Origin of the sequence: Pantoea sp. UYEF8 (assembly GCF_040546285.1) — a bacterium.
Taxonomy (GTDB): Bacteria; Pseudomonadota; Gammaproteobacteria; order Enterobacterales; family Enterobacteriaceae; genus Pantoea; species Pantoea brenneri.
In genome coordinates, this window is the sequence record NZ_JBEPNM010000006.1 from 115,708 (window position 1) to 138,802 (window position 23,095).

The 23,095-nt window shown below is 57.9% G+C and carries 21 protein-coding genes; 6 read left to right on the plus strand and 15 right to left on the minus strand.

The features are described 5' to 3' along the window. Positions 1–83 precede the first annotated feature (83 nt). Positions 84–1,385 carry a maltoporin gene (locus ABIB18_RS13325; protein ID WP_046289303.1) on the minus strand — a complete coding sequence of 434 codons (1,302 nt, stop codon included), beginning with the start codon at positions 1,383–1,385 and terminating at the stop codon, positions 84–86. A gap of 42 nt (positions 1,386–1,427) precedes the next feature. Next, on the minus strand, positions 1,428–2,537 hold the full coding sequence (gene malK / locus ABIB18_RS13330) for a maltose/maltodextrin ABC transporter ATP-binding protein MalK (protein WP_031377707.1): 1,110 nt from the start codon (positions 2,535–2,537) through the stop codon (positions 1,428–1,430). A gap of 361 nt (positions 2,538–2,898) precedes the next feature. On the opposite strand from malK, the gene malE reads away from it, so the two are divergent. The 3 genes from malE (at position 2,899) to malG (ending at position 6,708) form a co-directional block, all read left to right on the plus strand. Further along, entirely contained in the window at positions 2,899–4,089 is a 1,191-nt protein-coding gene (malE, locus tag ABIB18_RS13335; RefSeq protein WP_031377708.1) for a maltose/maltodextrin ABC transporter substrate-binding protein MalE, read from the plus strand. 57 nt (positions 4,090–4,146) lie between these two features. After that, on the plus strand, positions 4,147–5,673 hold the full coding sequence (malF, locus tag ABIB18_RS13340; RefSeq protein WP_089562292.1) for a maltose ABC transporter permease MalF: 1,527 nt from the start codon (positions 4,147–4,149) through the stop codon (positions 5,671–5,673). 144 nt (positions 5,674–5,817) lie between these two features. Next, positions 5,818–6,708, plus strand: coding sequence for a maltose ABC transporter permease MalG (gene malG, locus ABIB18_RS13345; protein ID WP_354474323.1), 891 nt, complete (start codon positions 5,818–5,820; stop codon positions 6,706–6,708). Between the two features lie 87 nt (positions 6,709–6,795). On the opposite strand, the gene ABIB18_RS13350 is transcribed toward malG, so the two are convergent. From ABIB18_RS13350 to ABIB18_RS13400, 11 genes are all read right to left on the minus strand, one after another. Then, positions 6,796–7,401: a TetR/AcrR family transcriptional regulator gene (locus ABIB18_RS13350; protein ID WP_031377711.1), complete on the minus strand. Its 606-nt coding sequence runs from the start codon at positions 7,399–7,401 to the stop codon at positions 6,796–6,798. Next, complete coding sequence (locus ABIB18_RS13355) at positions 7,391–7,993, minus strand: NAD(P)H-dependent oxidoreductase (protein WP_046289302.1); 603 nt, start codon at positions 7,991–7,993, stop codon at positions 7,391–7,393. Before ABIB18_RS13355 ends, ABIB18_RS13350 begins: the two co-directional genes overlap by 11 nt. A 95-nt stretch (positions 7,994–8,088) precedes the next feature. Further along, positions 8,089–9,159, minus strand: a complete 1,071-nt coding sequence (locus tag ABIB18_RS13360; RefSeq protein WP_354474325.1) for an iron-containing alcohol dehydrogenase family protein — start codon at positions 9,157–9,159, stop codon at positions 8,089–8,091. A 9-nt stretch (positions 9,160–9,168) separates the two neighbouring features. Then, positions 9,169–9,837: a methionine ABC transporter permease gene (locus ABIB18_RS13365; protein ID WP_031377713.1), complete on the minus strand. Its 669-nt coding sequence runs from the start codon at positions 9,835–9,837 to the stop codon at positions 9,169–9,171. Continuing rightward, the gene (locus ABIB18_RS13370) at positions 9,825–10,613 is read right to left on the minus strand and encodes a methionine ABC transporter ATP-binding protein (protein WP_052720620.1); all 789 of its coding nucleotides are present in this window, start codon (positions 10,611–10,613) and stop codon (positions 9,825–9,827) included. The genes ABIB18_RS13365 and ABIB18_RS13370 overlap by 13 nt, the downstream gene beginning before the upstream one ends. Continuing rightward, positions 10,606–11,409 carry a MetQ/NlpA family ABC transporter substrate-binding protein gene (locus ABIB18_RS13375; protein ID WP_354474561.1) on the minus strand — a complete coding sequence of 268 codons (804 nt, stop codon included), beginning with the start codon at positions 11,407–11,409 and terminating at the stop codon, positions 10,606–10,608. Before ABIB18_RS13375 ends, ABIB18_RS13370 begins: the two co-directional genes overlap by 8 nt. Before the next feature lie 16 nt (positions 11,410–11,425). Next, positions 11,426–12,448 carry an isopenicillin N synthase family dioxygenase gene (locus tag ABIB18_RS13380; protein ID WP_069729150.1) on the minus strand — a complete coding sequence of 341 codons (1,023 nt, stop codon included), beginning with the start codon at positions 12,446–12,448 and terminating at the stop codon, positions 11,426–11,428. A gap of 134 nt (positions 12,449–12,582) precedes the next feature. Continuing rightward, the gene (locus ABIB18_RS13385; RefSeq protein ID WP_354474328.1) at positions 12,583–14,898 is read right to left on the minus strand and encodes a molybdopterin-dependent oxidoreductase; all 2,316 of its coding nucleotides are present in this window, start codon (positions 14,896–14,898) and stop codon (positions 12,583–12,585) included. 3 nt (positions 14,899–14,901) lie between these two features. Beyond that, positions 14,902–15,570, minus strand: a complete 669-nt coding sequence (locus ABIB18_RS13390; protein WP_031377548.1) for a methionine ABC transporter permease — start codon at positions 15,568–15,570, stop codon at positions 14,902–14,904. After that, positions 15,563–16,588 carry a methionine ABC transporter ATP-binding protein gene (locus tag ABIB18_RS13395; RefSeq protein WP_354474330.1) on the minus strand — a complete coding sequence of 342 codons (1,026 nt, stop codon included), beginning with the start codon at positions 16,586–16,588 and terminating at the stop codon, positions 15,563–15,565. Before ABIB18_RS13395 ends, ABIB18_RS13390 begins: the two co-directional genes overlap by 8 nt. After that, entirely contained in the window at positions 16,585–17,397 is an 813-nt protein-coding gene (locus ABIB18_RS13400) for a MetQ/NlpA family ABC transporter substrate-binding protein (protein WP_046289300.1), read from the minus strand. The genes ABIB18_RS13395 and ABIB18_RS13400 overlap by 4 nt, the downstream gene beginning before the upstream one ends. Before the next feature lie 218 nt (positions 17,398–17,615). Here ABIB18_RS13400 and ABIB18_RS13405 point away from each other — a divergent pair, with 218 nt between their 5' ends. Together ABIB18_RS13405 and proP are read left to right on the plus strand one after the other, a co-directional pair. Further along, on the plus strand, positions 17,616–18,794 hold the full coding sequence (locus tag ABIB18_RS13405; protein ID WP_354474332.1) for an aminotransferase class I/II-fold pyridoxal phosphate-dependent enzyme: 1,179 nt from the start codon (positions 17,616–17,618) through the stop codon (positions 18,792–18,794). Positions 18,795–19,108: 314 nt separating this feature from the next. Next, on the plus strand, positions 19,109–20,575 hold the full coding sequence (gene proP, locus ABIB18_RS13410) for a glycine betaine/L-proline transporter ProP (protein ID WP_046289299.1): 1,467 nt from the start codon (positions 19,109–19,111) through the stop codon (positions 20,573–20,575). 48 nt (positions 20,576–20,623) lie between these two features. Here the strand turns inward: proP and ABIB18_RS13415 are convergent, their stop codons facing one another. Then, positions 20,624–21,217 (minus strand): CGNR zinc finger domain-containing protein, encoded by a 594-nt coding sequence (locus ABIB18_RS13415; protein ID WP_069729149.1) that lies wholly within the window; start codon positions 21,215–21,217, stop codon positions 20,624–20,626. Between the two features lie 177 nt (positions 21,218–21,394). Here ABIB18_RS13415 and ABIB18_RS13420 point away from each other — a divergent pair, with 177 nt between their 5' ends. Further along, the gene (locus ABIB18_RS13420; protein ID WP_069729148.1) at positions 21,395–22,267 is read left to right on the plus strand and encodes an alpha/beta fold hydrolase; all 873 of its coding nucleotides are present in this window, start codon (positions 21,395–21,397) and stop codon (positions 22,265–22,267) included. Positions 22,268–22,320: 53 nt separating this feature from the next. Here the strand turns inward: ABIB18_RS13420 and ABIB18_RS13425 are convergent, their stop codons facing one another. Continuing rightward, positions 22,321–22,869: a YbhB/YbcL family Raf kinase inhibitor-like protein gene (locus ABIB18_RS13425; RefSeq protein ID WP_084227873.1), complete on the minus strand. Its 549-nt coding sequence runs from the start codon at positions 22,867–22,869 to the stop codon at positions 22,321–22,323. Positions 22,870–23,095 lie beyond the last annotated feature (226 nt).

Sequence of the window (23,095 nt, forward strand, 5' to 3'; positions counted from 1 at the left end):
CACGGCACGAACCAGGCAATGGCGCACCGTGACCAAAAAGACCAATCAGGCGCGCCGCCGCGCCTGGGCTGGAGAGCGTCGGCTTACCACCAGATTTCCATCTGCGCACCGAAGGTAATCTCGTCGTTGTCGCCACGGCTGTTGGTCAGGATGCCGTTACCGCTGCTGTCAGCAGAGGCGAAGGTGGTGAGATCGCCGGCGCTGTCTTTGTTATAGCCCCACTTCTCATCCCACTTGGCGTAGGTGGCGAATACGCGCAGCGCCGGACGTGACCAGATGCTGTCACCCGCCTGCCACTGCTGCGCCAGCGTGATTTTATACTGGCCGTTGCGTTCGTTAGCCTGCTGCGACTTCACGTTGTCGTAGCCCAGCTCCAGCAGGGTGCTCATGATCGGTGTCCATTTGTACATCGGGCGCACGCCGACGGTGTACCATTCGGTGCCGCGGTTATTATCCAGATCGATGTTCTGATACATCGCCACGTACATCAGGTCCCAGCGTTCCGCCAGCGAGATCGCACCGTGGTCGAGGATGCGATACATATCGCCGTTGTTGTTGAGGCTGGTGCCCTGCGGCACGCCTTTGCCCTGTGAGGTCAGCGCATCGGTGGCATACTGCAGCACAAATTTGTTGTAGCCCTTCAGCATGCTCTGGGTATGTTCAGCAGTGAACATCCAGCCATCTTTAGAGGCGCCGTCTTCCAGACGGTAGTCATCACGGGCATTGGCGCGACCGTAGTCGACCCCCAGCTCCAGCACGCCGTTGGTGTTGGTTTCCAGTCCGGCGAGGCGCACGTCAAACACGTCGTTGGCGGTGCTGGTGGCGAAGTCACGGATCCGATCGCTGGAGAAGGTGTAAGACCCGCCCGCTTCAGACGAACGGGTGGCGGCGAATGACAGCTTACCAAAACCGAGATCCACATCTTCCAGACCGGCACCCGGACCAGAGATATCCCAGTAGTAGAAGTCGATCATGTGAACGTCATGACGCTGATAGAAGCGCTTACCGGCCCAGATGGTTGAGCCTGGCAGTGCTTCGATCAGGTTTTTACCTTTCACATTGGCTTCACGGAAGGCCGGAGAGGTCGCTTCCCAGTCATTCTGCTGCGCCACGGAGTAGGCCACGTTGGTGTCGAAATAGAAGCTCTTATCGCCCTCTTTCCACACTTCCTGACCTAATTTTAATTCGGCGTAGGTTTCGCATTCGTTACCCAGACGGTATTTACTTTGAGCACCGGTGGCCTGAAAACATTGCTGTTCACCACCGCTGCCGGTCCAGCCAATGCCGGAACGGGCGTACCCGGTAAAATCGACCGCCATCGTCGGGGCGGAGAGGGTTCCCACCGCGACGGCAACGGCGAGGGGAAGTTTGCGCAGAGTTAACATTTTCTATCTCCTGAGGTCATTGCTTTTATTGTTTTGGCAGGGCTATACACCCAGCTCCTGATACAGCCTGCGACAGGCGCTCCCGTCCTCACGGAACAGGTGACAGCGCTCGGGCGGCAGGCCGATACCGAGGATGGCGCCCTCTTTTACCAGCACGACGTCTTCCTGGCGGTAGACCAGGTTTTGACGAATGGCGGGAATCTGGATATGGATCTGTGTTTCATGCCCCAGCTGCTCTACCACCTGCACTTCACCCTCAAGGGTGACATCGGCGATATCGCTGGAGAGCAGATGTTCAGGGCGGATGCCCAGAGACATATTGCTGCCGACCTGCACGCCCGCACTGTCGACCGGCAGCCAGACCAGCTGCTGATTCGGCAGCCGGACCTGCACCTGATCGATGGCGGTGGCGGTCACTTTGACCGGCAGGAAATTCATTTTCGGCGAGCCGATGAAGCCGGCCACAAAGCGGTTGGCGGGATAGTGGTAAAGCTCCAGCGGCTTGCCGACCTGCGCGATGCGCCCGGCGTCGAGCACCACAATCTTATCGGCCAGCGTCATCGCTTCGATCTGATCGTGGGTGACGTAAATCATGGTGCGCTTCAGGCGCTTATGCAGACGGGAGATCTCAATCCGCATCTGGACGCGCAGCGCCGCGTCAAGGTTAGAGAGCGGTTCATCCAGCAGGAAAACCCGCGGTTCCGCCACCAGCGTGCGGCCAATTGCCACGCGCTGACGCTGTCCACCTGATAACGCTTTAGGACGGCGATCCAGCAGGTGCGCCAGTTGCAGGATTTCCGCCACCTGGTTGACCCGCTGATGGATTTCCGCTTTTTTTACCCCGGCCAGCTTCAGGCCAAAAGACATGTTTTCCGCCACCGACAGGTGCGGGTAGAGCGCATAGGATTGAAATACCATGCCGATACCGCGCTCGGCGGGCGGCACCTCATTCATGCGGCGGTCACCAATCAGCAGCTCCCCGCTGGTGATGGTTTCCAGTCCGGCAATCATGCGCAGCAGTGTTGATTTGCCACAGCCTGATGGGCCAACAAAAACGACAAATTCCCCTTCACGAATAGTGAGATCGATATCTTTCGACACCACCGTATCGCCCCAGGCTTTTGTGACATTGCGTAGCACAACGCTCGCCATGATCCCTTCCCTCTTAGCTGCTCATTCGTGTCTGCTCTCGGCAGACGGGTTCCGGGGCTCACTATGCGCAAGGATGGCGGGGCTAACATCCTCCGCCGCAGCGCAACCTGCTGGGGGAGGAGGCGGGAGGAGGAGAAAGGCGGGCTGACGCGGCGGCGGGCGGGCGGCGGCGGTTTTTTGTGATCGCTAACGCAGACCTGCCGGATTTTTTAGCCCGTAACCGGCCGCTTCGCCCGCTTTTTGCCAGCGCGATCACACCCCTCAGCCACAGGGCGTAGAGCGAAGGAGGATGAGAAGCGGTGACGGATGCGCACAATGTTGCCGGTAGAGCAATCACCGCTTCCGCAAACAGGATGGACTTATGACGATGAAAACCGGTGCACGAATTCTGGCCCTCTCTGCCCTCTCTGCCGTGCTGTTTTCAGCATCCGCAGTGGCAAAAATTGAGGAAGGCAAGTTGGTCATCTGGATCAACGGCGACAAGGGCTATAACGGCCTTGCCGAGGTTGGTAAGAAGTTTGAACAGGAGACCGGCATTAAAGTGACGGTGGAGCATCCTGATAAGATGGAAGAGAAATATCCGCAGGTGGCCGCCACCGGCGATGGCCCGGATATCATTTTCTGGGCTCACGACCGCTTTGGCGGCTACGCACAATCGGGCCTGCTGGCTGAGATCACGCCTGACGCCAGCTTCCAGCAAAAAATCTTCCCCTTCACCTGGGATGCAGTGCGCTTTGACGGCAAGCTGATCGGCTATCCGATTTCGGTTGAGTCGCTGTCGCTGATTTACAACAAAAAGCTGCTGCCGACACCGCCAAAAACCTGGGAAGAGATTGCCGGACTCGACAAGCAAATGCGCGCCAAAGGCAAAAGCGCCATCATGTTTAACCTGCAGGAACCCTACTTCACCTGGCCACTGCTGGCCGCGGGTGGCGCTTATGCCTTTAAGCTGAATGACGGCCGTTATGACGTGAAGGATGTCGGAGTGGATAACGCCGGAGCCAAAGCGGGCATGCAGTTCCTGGTCGATCAGGTCAAGGCCAAAACCCTCAACGCCGATACCGACTACTCGATTGCTGAAGCTGCTTTCAACAAGGGTCAAACCGCCATGACCATTAACGGTCCCTGGGCGTGGAGCAACATCGATAAAAGCGGCATCGACTATGGCGTTGCTGAGTTACCGACGCTGAACGGCAAACCGTCGAAAGCCTTTGTCGGCGTGCTGAGTGCCGGTATCAACGCCGCCAGCCCCAATAAAGAACTGGCAAAAGAGTTTCTGGAAAACTACCTGCTGACCGACGCCGGACTGGACGCGGTTAACAAAGACAAGCCGCTGGGTGCCGTGGCGCTGAAATCATTCCAGCAGACGCTGGAGAAAGATTCCCGTATCGCCGCCACCATGAGCAACGCCCGCCACGGCGATATCATGCCGAACATCCCGCAGATGGCGGCGTTCTGGTACGCCATGCGCACCGCTACCCTGAATGCGCTGGGCGGTCGTCAGAGCGTTGACGCTGCCCTGAAAGATGCCCAGGCGCGCCTGAAAAAGTAATCCTCCCTTTACAGCCGGGGCAACCCGGCTTGAGTGACCGTTAAGGAAAACCGCATCATGTCAGGAAAACCGAAAACGCCAGGTCTGTTGATTAAAAGCGTTCTCATCGGGATCTGCTGTCTGCTGGTCGGCTATCTGCTGGTGCTGATGTATGCGCAGGGTGAATATCTGTTTGCGCTGCTGACGCTGATCCTCAGTGCGCTCGGCCTGTGGATCTACGCTAATCGTCGCGCCTATGCCTGGCGCTATGTTTATCCCGGCGTGGCGGGGATGGCGCTATTCGTGCTGTTTCCGCTCGCCTGTACCATCGCCATCGCCTTTACCAACTACAGCAGCACCAACCAGCTCACCTTTGAGCGGGCGCAGCAGGTACTGCTGAGCCGTTCCTTCCAGTCGGGTGAAGCTGTCAGTTTCTCGCTCTATCCGGCGGGCGATCGCTGGCAACTGATGCTGGATGAAAATGGCAACCATTTTGTCTCGCCGCCGTTCCGCTTTGGCGGTGAACAGCAGCTGAAAATGCAGCCCGCCGCGCAACCGGCTGGCGAGCGCGCCACGCTGCGGGTGATCACCGGCAATCGCCAGGCGCTGAGTCAGATCAGTGCGGTGTTGCCGGATGGCCGTCAGTTACGCATGAGTTCACTGCGGCAGTTCTCCGGCACCCAGCCGCTGTATCAGGTTGGCGCGCAGGATGAGCTGACTAACCAGCAGAGCGGAACGCACTATCGCGCTAACCCGCAAACCGGTTTCTATCAGGCGATTAACGCCGACGGTAGCTGGGCGAATGAAACCCTGAGCCCTGGCTTCACCGTCAATACCGGCTGGAAGAATTTCCTGCGGGTGTTTACCGATGAAGGTATTCAGAAGCCGTTCCTGGCGATCTTCGGCTGGACGCTGCTGTTCTCGCTGATCACCGTGGTGCTGACCGTGGCGGTCGGTATGGTGCTGGCTTGTCTGGTGCAGTGGGAGGCGCTGCGCGGCAAAGCGGTTTACCGGGTGATGCTGATCCTGCCTTATGCGGTACCGGCGTTTATCTCGATTCTGATCTTCAAGGGACTGTTTAACCAGAGTTTCGGTGAGATCAACGTGATGCTCAGCGCGCTGTTTGGCGTGAAGCCCGCCTGGTTCAGCGATCCGACGCTGGCGCGCACCATGCTGATTATCGTCAACACCTGGCTGGGTTATCCCTACATGATGATCCTGTGCATGGGACTGCTGAAGGCGATTCCTGACGATCTGTATGAAGCCTCTGCGATGGACGGGGCCGGACCGTTGCAAAACTTTTTCCTGATCACCCTGCCACTGCTGCTGAAGCCGTTGATGCCGCTGATGATCGCCAGCTTCGCCTTTAACTTTAACAACTTTGTGCTGGTACAACTGCTGACCAACGGCGGGCCGGATCGGATCGGTACCACTACCCCGGCGGGCTATACCGACCTGCTGGTCAACTACACCTGGCGTATCGCCTTTGAAGGCGGCGGCGGACAGGACTTTGGTCTGGCGGCGGCCATTGCCACCCTGATCTTCCTGCTGGTGGGTGCGCTGGCGGTGATTAACCTGAAAGCGTCACGGATGAAATTCGACTAAGGAGCCTGGCCCCACCAGGCGTAATCGTTGCAGGCAGTCGCGGAACAACCGGAGCGTACAGGTAGTACGTGAGGATTGTGCGCACTGCCCGGCTGCAGAGTGACACATAAAATAGCCTGATGGACCAGGTGCTAAGGAGTTGTTATGGCTATGGTACAACCAAAATCGCAACGGCTGCGTCTGCTGACGACGCATCTGCTGCTGCTGTTATTTATTGCCGCCATCCTGTTTCCACTGCTGATGGTGATCGCTATTTCACTGCGCGCCGGTAACTTCGCCACCGGCAGCCTGATCCCGGAGCAGATCTCCTGGGAGCACTGGCGGCTGGCGCTGGGCTTCAGCGTTGAACACGCCGATGGTCGGGTGACGCCACCGCCCTTTCCGGTGCTGTTGTGGTTGTGGAACTCGGTCAAGATTGCGGCCATCAGTGCGCTGGGCATTGTGGCGCTCTCCACCACCTGCGCTTATGCCTTTGCCCGCATGCGCTTTACCGGTCGCGCCAGTTTGTTGAAGGGGATGCTGATTTTCCAGATGTTCCCGGCGGTGCTGTCGCTGGTGGCGCTGTATGCCCTGTTTGATCGACTCGGCCAGTATCTGCCCTTTATCGGGCTGAATACTCACGGTGGGGTGATTTTCGCCTATCTGGGCGGTATCGCACTGCATGTCTGGACCATTAAGGGCTATTTCGAAACCATCGATGGTTCGCTGGAAGAGGCCGCTGCGCTGGACGGCGCCACGCCGTGGCAGGCGTTCCGGCTGGTGCTGTTGCCGCTGTCGGTACCGATTCTGGCAGTGGTGTTTATTCTGGCGTTTATCGCCGCCATCACCGAGGTGCCGGTTGCGTCGCTGCTGCTGCGCGATGTCAACAGTTACACCCTGGCGGTGGGGATGCAGCAATACCTTAATCCACAGAACTACCTGTGGGGCGATTTCGCCGCGGCGGCGGTGCTCTCGGCCATTCCTATCACCCTGGTCTTCCTGCTGGCACAGCGCTGGCTGGTCAGCGGCTTAACCGCCGGCGGCGTGAAAGGGTAAACGATCATCATTGTACGTTGCCACTGCTTACACAACATCCGTTGTGGTTGAGGATTAGGCGGCCTGCGGGCCGCCATTTTTATGCTGTCAGCAACCGGACCCGCCGCTGCCTGCCACCAGCGCCAGGATGATCGCGGTTAATGTCTGCTCACCTTCTGCCTGACTGATATCGCCGCGTACCACCGCGCCGGCTATCGCATCTGCCGCCCCCAGCATTCCCCACATTGCGGCGTCAGCAATCCGGTTTTCGCCGCTGAAAGGCGCAAACCACTGCTGACAGCGGGCAATAAAGTCGAGCTGATAATGACGTTTAACGGCGGCAAGTTCAGGCGAGGTGCTGAGTGCTGATAACAATTCAGGGATTTCACGTCCCTCCGTCATCACACAATCCACATAACAGGCGGCCAGCACCGCCGCTTTTTGCTGCAACCGCGGTGACGCGGCGCGCATGGCCGCTTCCATCAGTTCGGTCTGGCGACGATCAAAATCAGCATACAGGGCCGCCAGCAAACCATGACGGGTTGTGAAGTGGTCGTACACCACCGGCTTACTGACCCCGGCGGCATCACCGACCCGCGCCAGCGTCAGGCCATCACTGCCTTCGGCCTGCATTAACTGCCATGCAACGTCTAACAACTGTCTGCGCCGGGCTTCACGCGACAGGCGCGGCCTGGCGGACTTTTCACTGGTCATGAGATCTCCGATCGACAAACAAACGCTGACCCAACTGCCGGGCCTGCTGATAGTGCGACTCAGGATAGCCCTCATCGCCGGTCAGCAACAGTTCGCTGGTCACCACCGGTGCGCCGCAGTAATCGAAGATGCCGTGCTCAATTTCATTGCGCATGCTGGCGAAGTAGCCGTGCCGCAGATAAGTCCGCGTATCGGCCGCCCCCAGCGCCAGCAGATGAACCGGAAGATGGCCGAGACGTTTCACTATCCTCCCTTCCTGCTCCTGGTAAGCCCAGCCTTGGGTAAAGACCCGATCAATCCAGCCTTTTAGCTGCGCCGGAAATGACCACCAGTAGATCGGATAGACCAGTACCAGCGCGTCGGCGCGATCCACCCGCTGCTGTTCAGCCAGCACATCAGGCGGCGAAGCAGCCTGGCCTTTAAACTGCCGCACGTCATGAAGAGTAAAACGCGGATCAAACCCTTCAGCCGCCAGGTCAGCCTGTTCAACGCTATGCTGACCGCTGGCAATGATGCCGCGCGCAAGCTGCTCCGCAACGCGGTGAGTATGTGCATCCCGATCGGGATGGGCCGTCACAATTAATGCGTGCATGGTCGTCACCTCCTTCATCACTATTAAGTTACTAAAGGTAGGTTACGATTAGTAGGTTAGCAAGCGATGTTTACCGGCAATGGTGCAGACCGCATTTACGGTTTAAAGGTCGCGGTCGCCCGTAGCGCCTGTTCCAGCTTGTACGGGTCGATAGTAAAGGGCAGATCCGCCAGGCTGGCGTCGGGGAAATGAATCTCACGGGCGATCTGTTGCAGCGTAGCGTCGTCGATCCCGGCGGGCAGCGTCAGCGGGCTGTTGAAACGCCGCAGCAGCGATAACAGCGTCGGCTCGACCTGCCCGTTATCCTGCTCGATCAGAGAATGTACCAGCAGGCTGAAGCCGACTTTTTCACCGTGCAGCCAGTGGTGAAGCTCAGGCTGATACGTCAGACGGTCATGAATAACATGAGCAAATCCTGGCGTGGCCAGGCTGTCCTGAATACTGTTCGCCAGCCCGGCCAGCACAATATTGGCTTCGATAATCTTTTCCAGCGCGGGCGTCACCTGCTGCGCGACGTTGGCTGCCACCGCCTCCTCGCCCCAGCGATCGCACCACTCCAGCGCCTGCCTGGCGGCGTTAACTTTCAAATCCAGTGCCAGTTGATGCGGCGTCTGCCGCTGATAGGGTTCAAACTCAATCCATTTCGCCAGCGCATCCACCATTCCGGCGCGCAGATAACGTACATCGCTGGCGGCAATCACCTCGCTGTCGACCAGAATCCACTCCGGCATGCTGCTGAGCGGCTGGCTGCGCAGATGACCGCCCTGCTGATTGTAAATAATCGCCAGCGGTGACCAGGCCGCACAGGTCGCTGCTACGGTCGCCATGTTAACCAGCCGGACCTGCGGCAGCGCATCATTGACCGCTTTGGCGCAGTCCAGCACCCGCCCGCCGCCAATCGCCAGAATCAGCGATGCGCCGTGCGTCTGCACCTGCTGCTGTAGCCCGGCAATCGCCGCATCGGTACATTCGCCGTTTAAAACGTCGAGCTGCCAGCGTATGCCGGCCCGCTCCAGGCTGATACTCAGCTGCGGATTGACCGCCTGCCAGGCGCGCGGCGAGGTCAGGATGTGAATATGTGTGGCCAGCGGCCGGATGATTTCACCCACCTCTGCCCGCAGGCCGGGACGTTGCAGATAGCCTTTCGGCGACATCACACGAAACATCAATCCCCCTTAGCGACGATAGGCCAGCGAGCGGACCAGCCGATCGCCCAGTTTTTGAATCAGCATCACCAGCGCCAGCAGCACCACGATGGTGGCGGCCATAATCTGGTTATCAAAACGCTGATAACCGTAACGGATCGCCAGATCGCCCAATCCCCCACCGCCGACCACACCGGCCATTGCCGAGAAGCCAATCAGCATCACAATCGTCAGGGTAATGCCCGCCACCAACGCCGGTAAGGCTTCCGGCAGCAGCACGCGGCTGACGATATGCCACAGGGTGCCGCCCATCGATACCACCGCTTCAATCCGTCCTCGATCCACCTCATCCAGCGCGTTTTCGACGATGCGGGCAAAAAAGGGAAAAGCGCCCAGGGTGATCGGCACGATCGCCGCCGTGCTGCCCAGCGTGGTGCCGACCAGCAAGCGGGTAAACGGAATCAACGCGATCAACAGCACCACAAACGGCAGCGCCCGGCCAATGTTAACCAGTGCATTCAGCAGCCATGACACGCCCCGGTTAGGCAGAATGCCCTGCGGGCGGGTCAGAAACAGCACGACCCCGACCGGCAAACCGATTGCCACAGTAAAGAGCGCGGCCAGCAGCACCATGTAAAGCGTTTCTGCGGTGGCGTTCAGCAGCAGTTGCTGAAAACGTTCGCTGGTCAGGCTACGCATCGTGTTACGGCTCCACGTTGATATTTCTCGATAAATGCCCGATCCGCTGCGCCATCCTGCAGCAGCATCTGCCGCAGGCGTCCCTCTTCACGTGACATGATCTGGCTCAGGGAACCACTCTCCACCAGCCGCCCCTGCTCCAGCAGCGCGGCACCTTCGCAGATGCGTTTGACCACCGTCATTTCGTGGGTGATTAATACGATAGTGATATTGAGCTGCTGCTGGATATCAGCCAGTAAGTCCAGAATCGAGCCGGTGGTTTCAGGATCGAGCGCGCTGGTCGCTTCATCACACAGCAGATAACGCGGTCGGGCGGCCAGCGCGCGGGCAATGCCGACCCGCTGCTTCTGTCCGCCGGAGAGCTGCGACGGCCAGGCGCGGGCAAAGTGCTCCAGCCCGACCAGTTGCAGCAGTTCGCTGACCCGCTGACGCCGCGCCGCCGCCGGCACGCCGGCGATCTCCAGCGGCAGGTCGATGTTGTCGTGTACATTGCGCGAGTGCAGCAGATTGAAGTGCTGGAAGATCATGCCCATCTGCTGCCGCTGCTGGCGCAACTGCGCCAGGCTCATGGCGGCGATGTCCTGACCGTCGATCTCAATCTGGCCGCTGGAGGGGCTTTCCAGCCGGTTCAGGCAACGCAGCAGGGTACTTTTTCCGGCACCGCTGCGGCCTAAAATGCCAAAAATCGTTCCCTCTTCGATGGTCAGCGACAGGTCATCCAGCGCGGGGGTCGCCGCGCCGGGGTAGTGTTTACTGAGATGGGAGAGTTTAATCATGCTGCGGGTCCGCTACCTGTATCACCGAGCCGTGATAGTTTTTACGGATGAAGTCGGCCACCTGTGGCGAGCGCAGATCTTTCGCCAGTTGCAGAATACGCGGATCTTTTGCCAGCGCTGGCGTGGTAACCAGCAGGTTGGCGTAAGGATTGTGGCTGGCAGACTCCAGTCCCAGCGCATCTTTCGCTGGCGTCAGTCCCGCCTCCAGCGCGTAATTGCCGTTGATGACCGCCGCATCGACATCATCCAGCGCCCGCGGCAGTTGCGGTGACTCGATCTCGATAATTTTGATCTGTTTCGGGTTGTCGCTGATATCTTTCGGTGTCACCAGCGTTGAACCCGCTTCGCCCTGCGCGCCAAGTTTAATCAGCCCTTTATCCTGCAACAGCCACAGCGCCTGGCTCAGGTTGGTGGTGTTATTGGGCACCGCAATGTTGGCTCCCTGCGGCAGGGCCGACAGGCTTTTCACTTTATGGGAGTAAATGCCCAGCGGCTCAATGTGCACGCTGGCCGCTACCGCGAAGGTTTTCCCCAGCGCTTTTTCCTGATCTCTCAGATAAGGCAGATGCTGGAAGTAGTTGGCGTCAACGTCACCGGACGCCAGCAGCTCGTTGGCATTAACGCCTCCGCTCAGCTCGACGATGTTAAAATCGAGTTTCGGATCGAGTGTTTTGACATATTCCAGAATTTCCGCGTGCGGCACCGGATCGGCGGCCACACGTAAAGGTGCCGCCTGTAAACTCTGTGCAATCAGTAAAGTCAGCCCGGCAAGGGCTAAAACGCGCTTTTTGATCATCATTTTTCTCTTAGGATTATGAGTGTTGAAGTTGTTCGGGATAGAAACGCTGCGCGACTTCAGGATGGGAACGTAAGCGCCCTTTGAGGTAGTTCCAGCCGACCTCACGTAACAGCGGATTAAGCGGATCGCTGCTCGGTCCCTGTGCCTGTTGCGCCAGTGAAGGCGGCAGCTGATAGACCGGCACCACCGCATCAAGCTGTGCACCGAGGAAGAAGGCGATCGATAACCGCTCGCTGGACTGCTGAGGCGACACCACCCGATGTACGGTGGCACGCAGATAGCCGTTGGTGGCCAGCTCCAGCAGTTCACCGATATTCACCACAAAAGCGCCAGGCAACGGCGATGCGTCAATCCAGTGGTCAGGCGTGACCTCAACCTGCAATCCCGGCTGGTCGTCCTGCAACAGCAGCGTCAGGAAACCGGAATCTTTATGCGCACCCACGCCCTGGCGTGACTCGCCATCGGTGCGGCCGGGATAGCGGATCAGTTTGATATGCTCGTTGGGGTAGTCGCCATACAGATTGTCGAAGGCGTGACGCGGCAGATCCAGCGCCTCGGCAAAGGCCCGCAGCAGCTCCAGCGCAACCGCGGTCATCTCCTGCTGCCAGCGGGTCACCACCGTTTGCAGCTCGGGCTGCGCGGCGGGCCACTGATTGGGTCCCTGCATCCGCTGCCAGGCGGGTGAATCGGCGGTCACCGGCAGAGCTTCGCGTTCTGCACCAATATCAAACTGTTCGCGGAAGTCAGGCTGGCTCCGGGTAATTTCCACACCGGCAAGGTTATAGCCGCGGAAATGGGGCGAGTTGGCCATTTGTACCGATAATTTTTCCTGCTCGGGCAGCGCAAAAAAATCCCGGGCAACGCGCTGTACCGCATTTAATAATTCAGCATCAATACCGTGATTAATTAAATAAAAGAAGCCGACATCACGTGCTGCCTGGCCTAATTTTTCCAGACACTGTTGTTGCTGCTGTTTATTACCGGACAATAACGCGAAATCAATTATCGGTAATTCTGACGGCGCTATCTTACTCATTATTGACACCCTGTTGGCATGGAATGAATTAACCTTGCCAGTTCACCGGGTGTTTAACTACCAACTAATCCTGCTATCGATATTCAGTCGGCGGGAATATCCCGATTATTCTTAAGCCGCTCAATTTTCAACGATTATTCTGCCGGCCAGTGAACAAACTCCGGCGGCTGCCAGGCGGTAATAACAGGCAGTCGCTGGCTATAAAGCGCGATATCGACAAAGCAGGTCTGGGCACTGCATCCCTGCCCCAGCCGTGAACTGCCACAATCGCGGGTCAGCACGTTGGGATTGCCGTGTTTATCCAGCGGCAGCTCGCCGTCCTGCTCCAGCGGGTCATACCAGGCACCGGTCGACATCTGCACGACACCAGGCCGGATATCCCGCGTCAGATGGACGCCCGCCAGCACCGCTCCGCGCGCATTAAACACCTTCACGATGCTGTTTTCGCCAATGCCGCGCGGGCTGGCGTCATCCGGATGCATCCATAGCGGCTCCCGTCCGGCAATCTTAGTCTGCTGGCTAATGCGGCCATGATCGTACTGACTGTGCAGTCGGGTACGCGGCTGGCTGGAGAGCAGATGCAACGGCCACTGCTGCTTCTCCTGCTGCTGTGCCTGATATTCATCCGGGTCCCACCAGGCGAAACCCGGCGCTTCGGCGTAACCGTAATCGGCGACCGTCTCCGAAAACAGCTCAATCCGGCCTGACGGGGTGGTTAGCGGTGCCGCTTCAGGATCGTCACGAAACGCCTGCAACAGCACCTGCGGCGTGTCAGGTAACGGATATTCCAGCTTGCCGCTCGCCCAGAACGTCTCGAAGTCGGGCAGCGTGATGCCCTGCTCTGCGGCGCGGGGTCGGGCCTGATCGTAGATTGCCGCTAACCATTGCCGTTCATCGCGTCCTTCGGTGAAGCGGTCAGCAAAGCCAAGCCGCTGCGCCAGGGCGGCAAAAATCGCATAGTCAGACTGCGATGCCGCCAGCGGTGCCAGATGCTGCGGCATGGCGATGATAAAACCGTCATTGCTGGCGCTGCCGATATCTTCGCGCTCCAGCGAGGTGGTGGCGGGCAACACAATATCGGCGAACTTTGCCTGCGCGGTCCAGAACTGCTCATGCACGATAATGGTCTCTGGCTGTTGCCAGGCGCGCACCAGCTTATTCAGGTCCTGATGGTGATGGAAAACGTTGCCGCCCGCCCAGTAGACCAGGCGGATATCGGGATAGGTCCGCTGCTGGCCATCAAACGCGTAGCCACCGCCGGGGTTCAGCAGCATGTCAGCAATACGCGCCACCGGAATGTTCTGCTGCACCGGATTGTGACCGGCAGGTAGTCGCGGACCGGAAAACTGACGCCGTGCTGCCCCCGCCAGATTGGTCGAAGCATAGCCAAAACCCAGCCCGCCCCCCGGCGTGCCAATCTGACCCAGCAGCGCGGCAGTGGCCACCGCCGCCCAGAAAGCCTGTTCGCCCTGCCGCGCACGCTGCACCGACCAGGCAATATTGATCATTGTTTTGCATTCCGCCATCTGCCGTGCCAGCTGGCGGATCTGCGCCGCCGGCAGGCCGGTCAGCGGCGCGGCCCATTCCGGCGATTTGACCACTCCATCCCACGCGCCGCTCAGATAAGCGGCATAGTGATCGAATCCCACCGTGCAGCGGGCAACAAAGCGGGCGTCGTAACGGGATTCGGCAATCAATACCTGACCTATCGCCAGCAACAGGGCGGTATCGGAACCCGGCTGAATCGCCAGCCATTCCGCATCCGCTACCGCCGACAGATCGTTTCTGACCGGGCTGATATTGATAAAGCGGGTGCCGTTGCGGCGCAACGTGGTCAGCCAGTGCGCCAGCGCGTGATCGTTGGCTCCGCCGCCATTCACCTGAGCATTACGCAGTGGCAGCCCGCCGATGGCCACAAACAGCTCACAGTGCTGCGCCAGCACCGGCCAGTGAGTGTGCTGACGTTGCAGAGTGTCCAGATCGCCGAGGATATGCGGCAAGGTGCGTTCACCGGCGGCAATACTGTAAGTGTTGGTACTGGCAGTATAGCCACCAAAGCCGTTAAAAAAGCGATGCAGCTGACTCTGCGCATGATGAAAACGTCCGGCGCTCGACCAGCCATATGACCCGGCGTAAATCGCCTGATTGCCGTGCTGCTGTCGTACCCGTGCCTGCTCGTCTGCCACCAGCCGCAGCGCGTGATCCCAGCTCACCTCAACAAACGGCTCTTTGCCGCGCGACTGGCGCGACGCGGGCTTGCCCTGCAGATAACCCAGCCGCACCGCCGGATATTTTACCCGGCTGTTGCCTTGTACCGCCTCCGGCAGTGACTGGCCGATCAAAGAAGGATTACGATCCCACGCCACCGGTCTGACCGCCGTCAGCCGTCCCTGTTCGGTGGTGACGTGATAGGTGCCCCAGTGCATCACAGCTAAATCATTGTTTTTCATCGGCTACTCGCGGCGAATACGACGCGACAGGCGCGTCCCCAGGGTTTGTAACAGCTGAACGATAACGATCAGCACCAGCGCGGTGGTGATGGTGGCAAAGGCATCAAAGCGCTGATAGCCGTAGGTGATGGCCAGATCCCCGATCCCGCCGCCGCCGACCGTTCCGGCCATAGCGGTAGCACCCAGCAATCCGATGGTGGCGGTGGTCAGGGCAAGCACCAGCGACGAGGCGGCTTCCGGCAGCATGAAGTACCAGATGGTCTGCAACGTGGTGGCCCCCATGGCGTTGGCGGATTCAAGAATGCCCTCATCCACCTCCAGCAGCGCGCTCTCCACCAGCCGCGAAATATAGGGCGCAATAAAAATCACCAGCGGCACGATCGCCCCGGCCGTGCCGATGGTGGTATTCACCAGCAGGCGCGTCAGCGGCAGAATAGTAATCAGCAGGATAATGAACGGCAGCGAACGGATAATGTTCACCAGCGGATTCAGTATCTGATGCACCAGCCGGTGCGGCATGATGCCACCGGGACGGCAAATCACCAGAATCACGCCGAGCGGCAGGCCGAGCAGCGCGCCAAACCCCAGCGATACGCTGACCATCACCAGAGTGTCCTGCAAGGCGATCAGAAACTGGTCGCCGGTCACCGCCGTTTCAAACAGATCAGACATGGCTGATTTTCACTCCTGTTTCCGTCAGAAAACCCTTCGCCGCCGCGATCTGCGCCGGTTCCCCGCTGAGCTGCACGATCATGAAGCCGAGGATGGTGCTCTGCACTTCGGACATATTGGCGAACAGGATGTTGACCTCCACCGCGTAGTGCCGGATCAGCCGATGAATAATCGGCTGCTGGGCGGTGCTGCCGACAAACTCCAGCCGCAGCGACTGCAGGTTCGGCTGCTGGCTCAGCAGCGCCAGCGTCTGCTGTGGCAGACGATCGTGGATCACTGACTGCACGAAACTGGCGCTGACCGGCTGTTGCGGATCGGCAAACACCGCCAGCACGTCGCCCTGTTCAGCAATCTGGCCCTGCGCCATCACCGCCACCCTGTTGCAAATCTTCTGCACCACCGACATTTCATGGGTAATCAGAACGATAGTGATGCCGTAACGCTGGTTGATCTCCTGTAACAGCAACAGGATCTGAACCGTGGTCTGCGGGTCCAGCGCTGAGGTGGCTTCGTCACACAGCAGGATCGCCGGGTTGGTTGCCAGCGCGCGAGCAATCCCGACGCGCTGCTTCTGGCCGCCGGAGAGTTCATCCGGGTAGCTGTGGGCTTTGTCACTCAGGTTGACGAACGCCAGCAGCTCGTCGACCCGTGCGCGAATAAAAGCCTTATCCCGTCCCTGTAAAATCAGCGGGATAGCCACATTGTGAAACACCGTTCTGGCATTCAGTAAATTGAAGTGCTGGAAGATCATGCCGATCTGCTTTTTAATCTGGATTAAGCGCGATTTACTGATGCCGTGCAGCGCTTCACCCTGCACCTCAACCGTGCCCACGGTCGGCGTTTCCAGATGATTAATCATTCGCAGCAGGGTACTTTTTCCCGCACCGCTGGTGCCAATGACGCCAAAAATATCCCCCTGATTAATGGTCAGGTTGATGTTATCCAGTGCCCGAACCTCAACGCCATTGCGCGAGAACGTTTTGCTCAGCTGGCGGAAGACAATAGCCGGCTGACTCATTTGAAATAGTCTGGCAGCAGATAGCCGCTATATTTTGGCTGGCTGACAATATACTGCCTGAATTCCGGGGAGTGATAACCGGCAATAATATCGCGGGCAAACGCCGCCTGTTTATTTTTACCAGCTACCGTCACCACGTTAATAAACTGGCTGGTCGGCGCTTCCAGCTTCAGCGCTGAACTCAGTTTCATGCCGCTTGATACGGCGAAATTTCCCTGAATCACGCCAAAATCGACGTCTGGCAGTGCGCGTACCTGCTGCGCGTTGTCCATCTCTTTCAGCACGATTTTATACGGATTGTCGCTGATATTTTTCTGTGAAAAGGTCGCTGCGTCACTGTCAGGGCTGATCTTCAGCCAGCCGATGCTCTGCAACAGCAGCGCCGCGCGATATTCATTAGAGGGCTGATTAGGCACCGAGACGGTGGTGCCCGGCGTCGGGGTTGGCAGCTGTTTAACCCGTTCAGAATAGAGCCCCATCGGCGGAGTCGGCACCTGAACAATGCCGACGTTATCTATGCCGAGCCGGTCATTCACCGATTTGAGATAGACCGGATGCTGCATGATATTGGCGTCAATCGACCCTCGGTGTACCGCGTCATTAACCTGAATACCATCGCTGAAATCTTTATATTCGATTTTATATCCCTGCTTAATTAACCAGGGCGCGACACCCTGTTCAAACTGCTCTTTATACGGTCCGGGATTAAAGCCAATCCGAATCACTTTCTCTTCGGCTGCCTGGGCGGCAGAAATTAACGTTACGGCGGCGGCCAGTAAATAAAGCGTTCCCTTAACACTGATGCGCATAAAAAAACCTTCTTCATTATTGTGAGAAAAATCGATTTAATCACAGCCGCGATAACCAGGAATAGTTAAAATCCGCCCGTCGCTTTGGCTTTTTTATGCTAACGATAGTTGCCTGCTGGAAATTCATTTAACGGCAATCGATAGCGTTATTTCTGCTAAATATTGATCACCCGGCTGTGTCATGCTCTGCCGCTTAGCAGGCGATTTTCGGGGACATTATGGCGGAGTTTGCAGCATCAGAACTGGTAGCAGGGCTGGAGGAAAACCTTTTCAGCCGGTTAGAAAAGCAGGCAGCGCAGGTGGATGATCCGCGCCTGCCGTTAATCGATCTCTCGTCAGGCAGCCCGCGTCAGCCGACGCCGCCCGCGATAATTGACTCACTGCAGACGGCAGTGACGCAGCCTGATAATCATGAATATCCCTCTTTCTGGGGCAAACCGGCGCTGCGCCAGGCTATTGCCGCCTTTTATCAGCGCCAGTATGGCGTGACGCTCGATGCTGAAAGCGAAGTCGCGGTGTTTCAGGGGGCGCACATTGCGGTCACCGGCCTGCCGCGCGCCCTGCTGAATCCGGGCCAGGTGCTGATTTCAACCGATCCCTGCTATCCACTTTATCGCTCTGCGGCGCGCCAGGCGAATGCCGACTTTTATGGCATTCCGCTGGAGGAACGCAACGCTTTTCTGCCCGATTTCAGCCGCATTCCGCCTCAGATAGCGGCCCGTGCCGGACTGCTGCTGCTTAATTATCCACATAACCCGACCGGTGCGCTGGCGACGCCCGACCTGTTTGCTGATGCGCTGGCGTTCGCCCGCCAGCATCACGTTCCGCTGGTGCACGACTTCGCCTATGCCACCGTCGGCAGTCAGCGCGGCGAGCAGCCGATCAGCCTGCTGGCCCAACCCGACGCCAAAGCCTGGGGAGTGGAAGTTTATACCCTGTCGAAAAGCTTTCTGATGGCGGGCTGGCGGGTCGGCTTTGCGGTCGGTAATGCCTCGATTATTGCGGCGTTTAAAAAGCTGCACACCCACAGTTACAGCACGGTATTTGGCGCAGTGCAGGATGCGGCCATCACCGCACTGGGACTGCCGTCTGAACAGATCGCGCAGCTGACCGAATGCTGGCATCAGCGGCGGGTGCAGGTGCTGGCTAAACTGGCCGCACTGCACTGGCCGGTACGCGCCGCGCAGGGCACCTTTTTCCTCTGGCTGGCGGCCCCGCGAGGCATGACCGGCAAGCAGTTTGCCGCCCTGCTACTGGAGCAGGCGCATCTGCTGGTTGCGCCTGGCGAAGGATTTGGCCCGGCAGGTCAGCACTATATTCGCATCAGCCTGACGGCAGAGACGGATTTAATTATGCGTGCCCTCGATCGCATCGCAGCGCTGAAATTATTTGGCTGACGCGAGCCGCAATAATAATAATCAGCGCCAGCCATTCTGATAATAAATTCTCCAATCAGGTAACAAAATATTGATAAGCGTAAGAACCGATGAACAAGCGCAGCGTGCTGCATTTGTCAAGAATTGCGGTTATTTCCCCCGAAAACTTGCAATAACTTACAATAATGGTCTAAGGTTTGGCGGCTGCGGTTACTTGCCGCTTCACTTAAATATTATTCGGCTTCTTATAGCTTTCATTTCCACGGTTTCTTCTGAACATTATTTTGCGGCTGCGAAAGCTATAAGACTCCTTCATTGAAGCACTTGAGGAGAATATGGACACTAGAAACTCATCGTCTGAACATCCAAAGAAGCACTTCTGGAACAGGAAGCAAAAAGAGCTGACTGTTGATGACATTACCGTGATCGATAACGACATGCTGAAGCGTGCCGTTGGCGCTGCCGCGCTGGGTAATGCGATGGAGTGGTTTGATTTTGGCGTGTACAGCTATCTCGCCGTGATTATCGGCAAAGTTTTCTTCCCGGATGCCAATAACGCGGTTCAGCTGATCGCGACCTTTGGTACCTTTGCTGCCGCCTTCCTGGTGCGCCCGATTGGGGGTCTGGTGTTCGGTCCGCTTGGCGACCGAATCGGCCGACAAAAAGTGCTGGCGATGACCATGATTATGATGTCGATCGGCACCTTCTGTATCGGGCTGATCCCGGCGTATTCGTCGATAGGGATCATGGCTCCGATCCTGTTGCTGGTGGCGCGTCTGATTCAGGGCTTCTCCACCGGCGGTGAATATGGCGGTGCGGCAACCTTTATCGCCGAATACTCCACCGATAAACGCCGTGGCTTTATGGGCAGCTTCCTTGAGTTTGGCACCATCGGCGGTTACCTGCTGGGCGCCAGCCTGGTGACGGTGATGACGACCCTGATGTCGAATGACGCGATGATGTCATGGGGCTGGCGCGTACCGTTCTTTATCGCCGCGCCACTCGGCCTGTTTGGGCTGTATGTCCGTCTGAAACTGGAAGAGACGCCGGCATTCCAGCAGCACATGGAAAAACAGGAGGCGCTGGAGCAGAGCAAGCCGCGTCTGACGCTGATGCAGATGCTGAGCAAATACCGCGCACCGATGCTGAAATGTATTGGCCTGGTGCTGCTGTTTAACGTCTCCAACTACATGCTGACCTCCTACATGCCGAGCTATCTGACCGGCGTGCTGGGCCTGCCTGAACTGAGCGGCCTGCTGCTGGTGATGGTGGCGATGTTTGTGATGATGCCGCTGACGCTGCTGTGGGGTCGCTGGACGGACCGCATCGGACGTCGTCCGGTGATTGGTTTTGGCGCGGTCGGTCTGATTCTGCTGGCGATCCCCAGCTTTATGCTGATCGGTTCCGGCAATATGTGGGCGGTATTCGGCGGACTGCTGATTCTGGGCGTGCTGCACACCTGCTTTAGCGGCACTATGCCCTCTACCCTGCCAGCGCTGTTTACCACTGACATTCGCTATAGCGCACTGGCGATCGGTTTCAACCTGTCAGTCTCGCTGTTCGGTGGCACCACGCCGCTGATCACCGCCTGGCTGGTGGATACCACCAAAAACAACATGATGCCCGCTTATTACATGATGGGTGCCGGCGTGATTGGTCTGATTACTATCCTCACGGTGCATGAAACCGCCCGCCAGCCGCTGAACGGTTCGTCACCCGCAGTGGCAACCAAAGCGGAAGCGCAGCGCCTGATTGATAAGCTGCGTAAACGCTCTAAGCCCACAGCGGCACCCGCTAAATAACCTGACCCACACCCTGCTTTTGCAGGGTGTTTTTTTATCTGCCGTCCGTTACTTTCCCGCCGGATTCAGCTGCCTGAACCGTGCCACTTTAGCCCGGTTTCCGCACAGCGCCATACTACACCAGCGACGACGATGCGCTTTGGTACGATCGTAAAACCACAGGATACAGGCCGGATGTTCGCAGGCCCGTATCCGGCTCATCTCTTCCCCGGTCAGCAACGTCGCGGCCTGTTCCGCGACCTGCCCCAGCCGCTGCGCCGCAGTGTGATCCGCATAGACCCGCCGCAGTTGTAGCGCACCGTTATCGTCATTAACCAGCTGCAGATGGCTGTCCGCCTCGCTGAGATAAGCATTGAGCGCCTGCGGATCAACGGCAGCGCCCGCTTTACGCTGCTGCACCGCATCACGAATAATCTGCCGTAACTGCCGCGCCGCCTGCAACAGCGCGCCCACTTCATAGCGGCCGTGGGGCGTATCCGGTGCCAGCCTGGCCTGCTGTAGCCACGCCTCAACATCGCCATCGGTTTGCCAGAAATCGTGCGGCTGGCCGTCAACTAACGCCAGCGTATTGATGAAATCCAGCGCCGGATGATCGGCCAGAAACCACGGGCCCTGCGGGTTGATTGATTGTTTGTTCGCCATCTTTTTATCCTGTCCCGACACCCTTATCTGCGCTTAATGTAACCGATAAAATCACCTTTGAACAGTTACCATGGCTTTTTGTAACCTCTTAAATATGTCTTTACTGGTTACATAACTGGCGCATAATGATCTTCAGGTAACCACTAAAATCCATTTTAACAGTTACAGGAGCAGACTATGTCGATTCAACCGCACCCGATCTCATACCGTTATCAGCAGGCCGACGGCGTTAATATTTTTTATCGTGAAGCGGGTGATCCCGCGTTGCCTGTCCTGTTGTTGCTGCACGGCTTCCCCACTTCCTCCCATCAGTTCCGCGATTTGATTCCACTGCTGGCCGATAAATTCCACATTATCGCCCCTGATTTGCCCGGCTTCGGCTTTACCGACGTTCCTGCGGAACGCAATTATCAATGGACCTTTGATGCCTTCGGCCAGACGCTGACTGCCCTGGTGGATGCTCTGGGGCTGGAACGGTATGCGATGTATGTGTTCGATTACGGTGCGCCTGCCGGGCTGCGACTGGCGCTGGCCTATCCGGAACGCGTCAGTGGGCTGATTTCACAAAACGGCAATGCTTATCTTGAGGGATTGGGTGACGCCTGGGCACCGGTGCGGGCTTACTGGGACAATCCGAGTGAAGCAAATGGCAAGGTGATCCGCGACGCCATCCTGACGCCGGAAGGCATTAAGTGGCAATATTTGCATGGCGTCAGCGATCCTCAGCTGATCGCACCGGAGAGCTATACCCTCGACACACTGTTGATGGATCGCCCCGGCAATAAAGCGATTCAGCTGGCGCTGTTTCTGGATTACGCCAGTAATCTGAAGCTCTATCCCGCCTTTCAGGCCTTCTTCCGTCAGCAGCAGCCGCCCACGCTGGTGATATGGGGCAAGCACGATCCGTTTTTCATTCCGCCTGGCGCGGCGGCCTGGCAACGGGATAATCCGCAGGCAGTGGTTGAGATGCTGGAGAGCGGCCATTTTGCGCTGGAAACCCATACGGCTTACATCGCTCAGCGCATCCGCGAGATGTTCAGCGCCGAGTGACCGCCGCTGTTCCCGCAGGGCTGATACGCCTGCGGGAACAGCTTCACGCCGGATTATTCATTACTGAAACGACCCACGGTACTGGCCGCGCCCAGCGCGTGTCCCTTGAGCTGGCTCAACAATTCCGTCTGGGTTAATCCCGCTTTTAACTGTCCCGCCGGCAGATCGGTAGCGATCAACACAAAATTGTAGTGGTGCAGACCGCTGCCAGCCGGTGGACACGGCCCATAATAGTGAGCGGTGCCGGGGGTGTTTTTGCCGCCGGTATAGCCTTTGCCCTGCGTCAGCTCGCCCTGCGCAAAGGCGCTGCGCGTCGGTGCGATGTTATACGCCACCATATGCGTCACCCCCAGCCCTTTGGCACCGACCGGATCGGTGATCAGCAGCGCCAGACTGCGGGTGCCGGCGGGTAAGGCAGACCAGTTAAGTTGCGGTGAGATATTTTCGCCGGTGCAGGCCGGATTACTTTTATTAGCACCGGCAAATTTTTTATCCAGTAGCGCATTATCGCTGAAGTCGCTGGATTGCAGGGTAAACACGGATGCTGCCAGGGTGGTTGCAGGCAGTGTCGCCAGTATCATTGCACAGAGTAATTTCTTCACCAGCCACTCCTTTACAGGGTCATTATCAGGGTAAATTGCGGCAGATTAACGGTCTGCTGCCGAATGCTGCCTGTTAAATATAACTGTTTTGCACGATTTAACGGTTTTTAACCCGCTATCTACCCGAATAACTGCTCGCCTCAGCGCTACGTTGTCCTTTGACGCGTTAATCGTTATAAGTTAACGCTTATGATCCCTCATCAGTGACCGTGCGCAGCAGGGTCAC

What these genes read in the sequence shown, in the direction of transcription:
- ABIB18_RS13325 (WP_046289303.1), bottom strand. Translation starts at nt 1,385, where the DNA reads ATGTTAACTCTGCGCAAACTTCCCCTCGCCGTTGCCGTCGCGGTGGGA.
- malK (WP_031377707.1), bottom strand. Translation starts at nt 2,537, where the DNA reads ATGGCGAGCGTTGTGCTACGCAATGTCACAAAAGCCTGGGGCGATACG.
- malE (WP_031377708.1), top strand. Translation starts at nt 2,899, where the DNA reads ATGACGATGAAAACCGGTGCACGAATTCTGGCCCTCTCTGCCCTCTCT.
- malF (WP_089562292.1), top strand. Translation starts at nt 4,147, where the DNA reads ATGTCAGGAAAACCGAAAACGCCAGGTCTGTTGATTAAAAGCGTTCTC.
- malG (WP_354474323.1), top strand. Translation starts at nt 5,818, where the DNA reads ATGGCTATGGTACAACCAAAATCGCAACGGCTGCGTCTGCTGACGACG.
- ABIB18_RS13350 (WP_031377711.1), bottom strand. Translation starts at nt 7,401, where the DNA reads ATGACCAGTGAAAAGTCCGCCAGGCCGCGCCTGTCGCGTGAAGCCCGG.
- ABIB18_RS13355 (WP_046289302.1), bottom strand. Translation starts at nt 7,993, where the DNA reads ATGCACGCATTAATTGTGACGGCCCATCCCGATCGGGATGCACATACT.
- ABIB18_RS13360 (WP_354474325.1), bottom strand. Translation starts at nt 9,159, where the DNA reads ATGTTTCGTGTGATGTCGCCGAAAGGCTATCTGCAACGTCCCGGCCTG.
- ABIB18_RS13365 (WP_031377713.1), bottom strand. Translation starts at nt 9,837, where the DNA reads ATGCGTAGCCTGACCAGCGAACGTTTTCAGCAACTGCTGCTGAACGCC.
- ABIB18_RS13370 (WP_052720620.1), bottom strand. Translation starts at nt 10,613, where the DNA reads ATGATTAAACTCTCCCATCTCAGTAAACACTACCCCGGCGCGGCGACC.
- ABIB18_RS13375 (WP_354474561.1), bottom strand. Translation starts at nt 11,409, where the DNA reads ATGATCAAAAAGCGCGTTTTAGCCCTTGCCGGGCTGACTTTACTGATT.
- ABIB18_RS13380 (WP_069729150.1), bottom strand. Translation starts at nt 12,448, where the DNA reads ATGAGTAAGATAGCGCCGTCAGAATTACCGATAATTGATTTCGCGTTA.
- ABIB18_RS13385 (WP_354474328.1), bottom strand. Translation starts at nt 14,898, where the DNA reads ATGAAAAACAATGATTTAGCTGTGATGCACTGGGGCACCTATCACGTC.
- ABIB18_RS13390 (WP_031377548.1), bottom strand. Translation starts at nt 15,570, where the DNA reads ATGTCTGATCTGTTTGAAACGGCGGTGACCGGCGACCAGTTTCTGATC.
- ABIB18_RS13395 (WP_354474330.1), bottom strand. Translation starts at nt 16,588, where the DNA reads ATGAGTCAGCCGGCTATTGTCTTCCGCCAGCTGAGCAAAACGTTCTCG.
- ABIB18_RS13400 (WP_046289300.1), bottom strand. Translation starts at nt 17,397, where the DNA reads ATGCGCATCAGTGTTAAGGGAACGCTTTATTTACTGGCCGCCGCCGTA.
- ABIB18_RS13405 (WP_354474332.1), top strand. Translation starts at nt 17,616, where the DNA reads ATGGCGGAGTTTGCAGCATCAGAACTGGTAGCAGGGCTGGAGGAAAAC.
- proP (WP_046289299.1), top strand. Translation starts at nt 19,109, where the DNA reads ATGGACACTAGAAACTCATCGTCTGAACATCCAAAGAAGCACTTCTGG.
- ABIB18_RS13415 (WP_069729149.1), bottom strand. Translation starts at nt 21,217, where the DNA reads ATGGCGAACAAACAATCAATCAACCCGCAGGGCCCGTGGTTTCTGGCC.
- ABIB18_RS13420 (WP_069729148.1), top strand. Translation starts at nt 21,395, where the DNA reads ATGTCGATTCAACCGCACCCGATCTCATACCGTTATCAGCAGGCCGAC.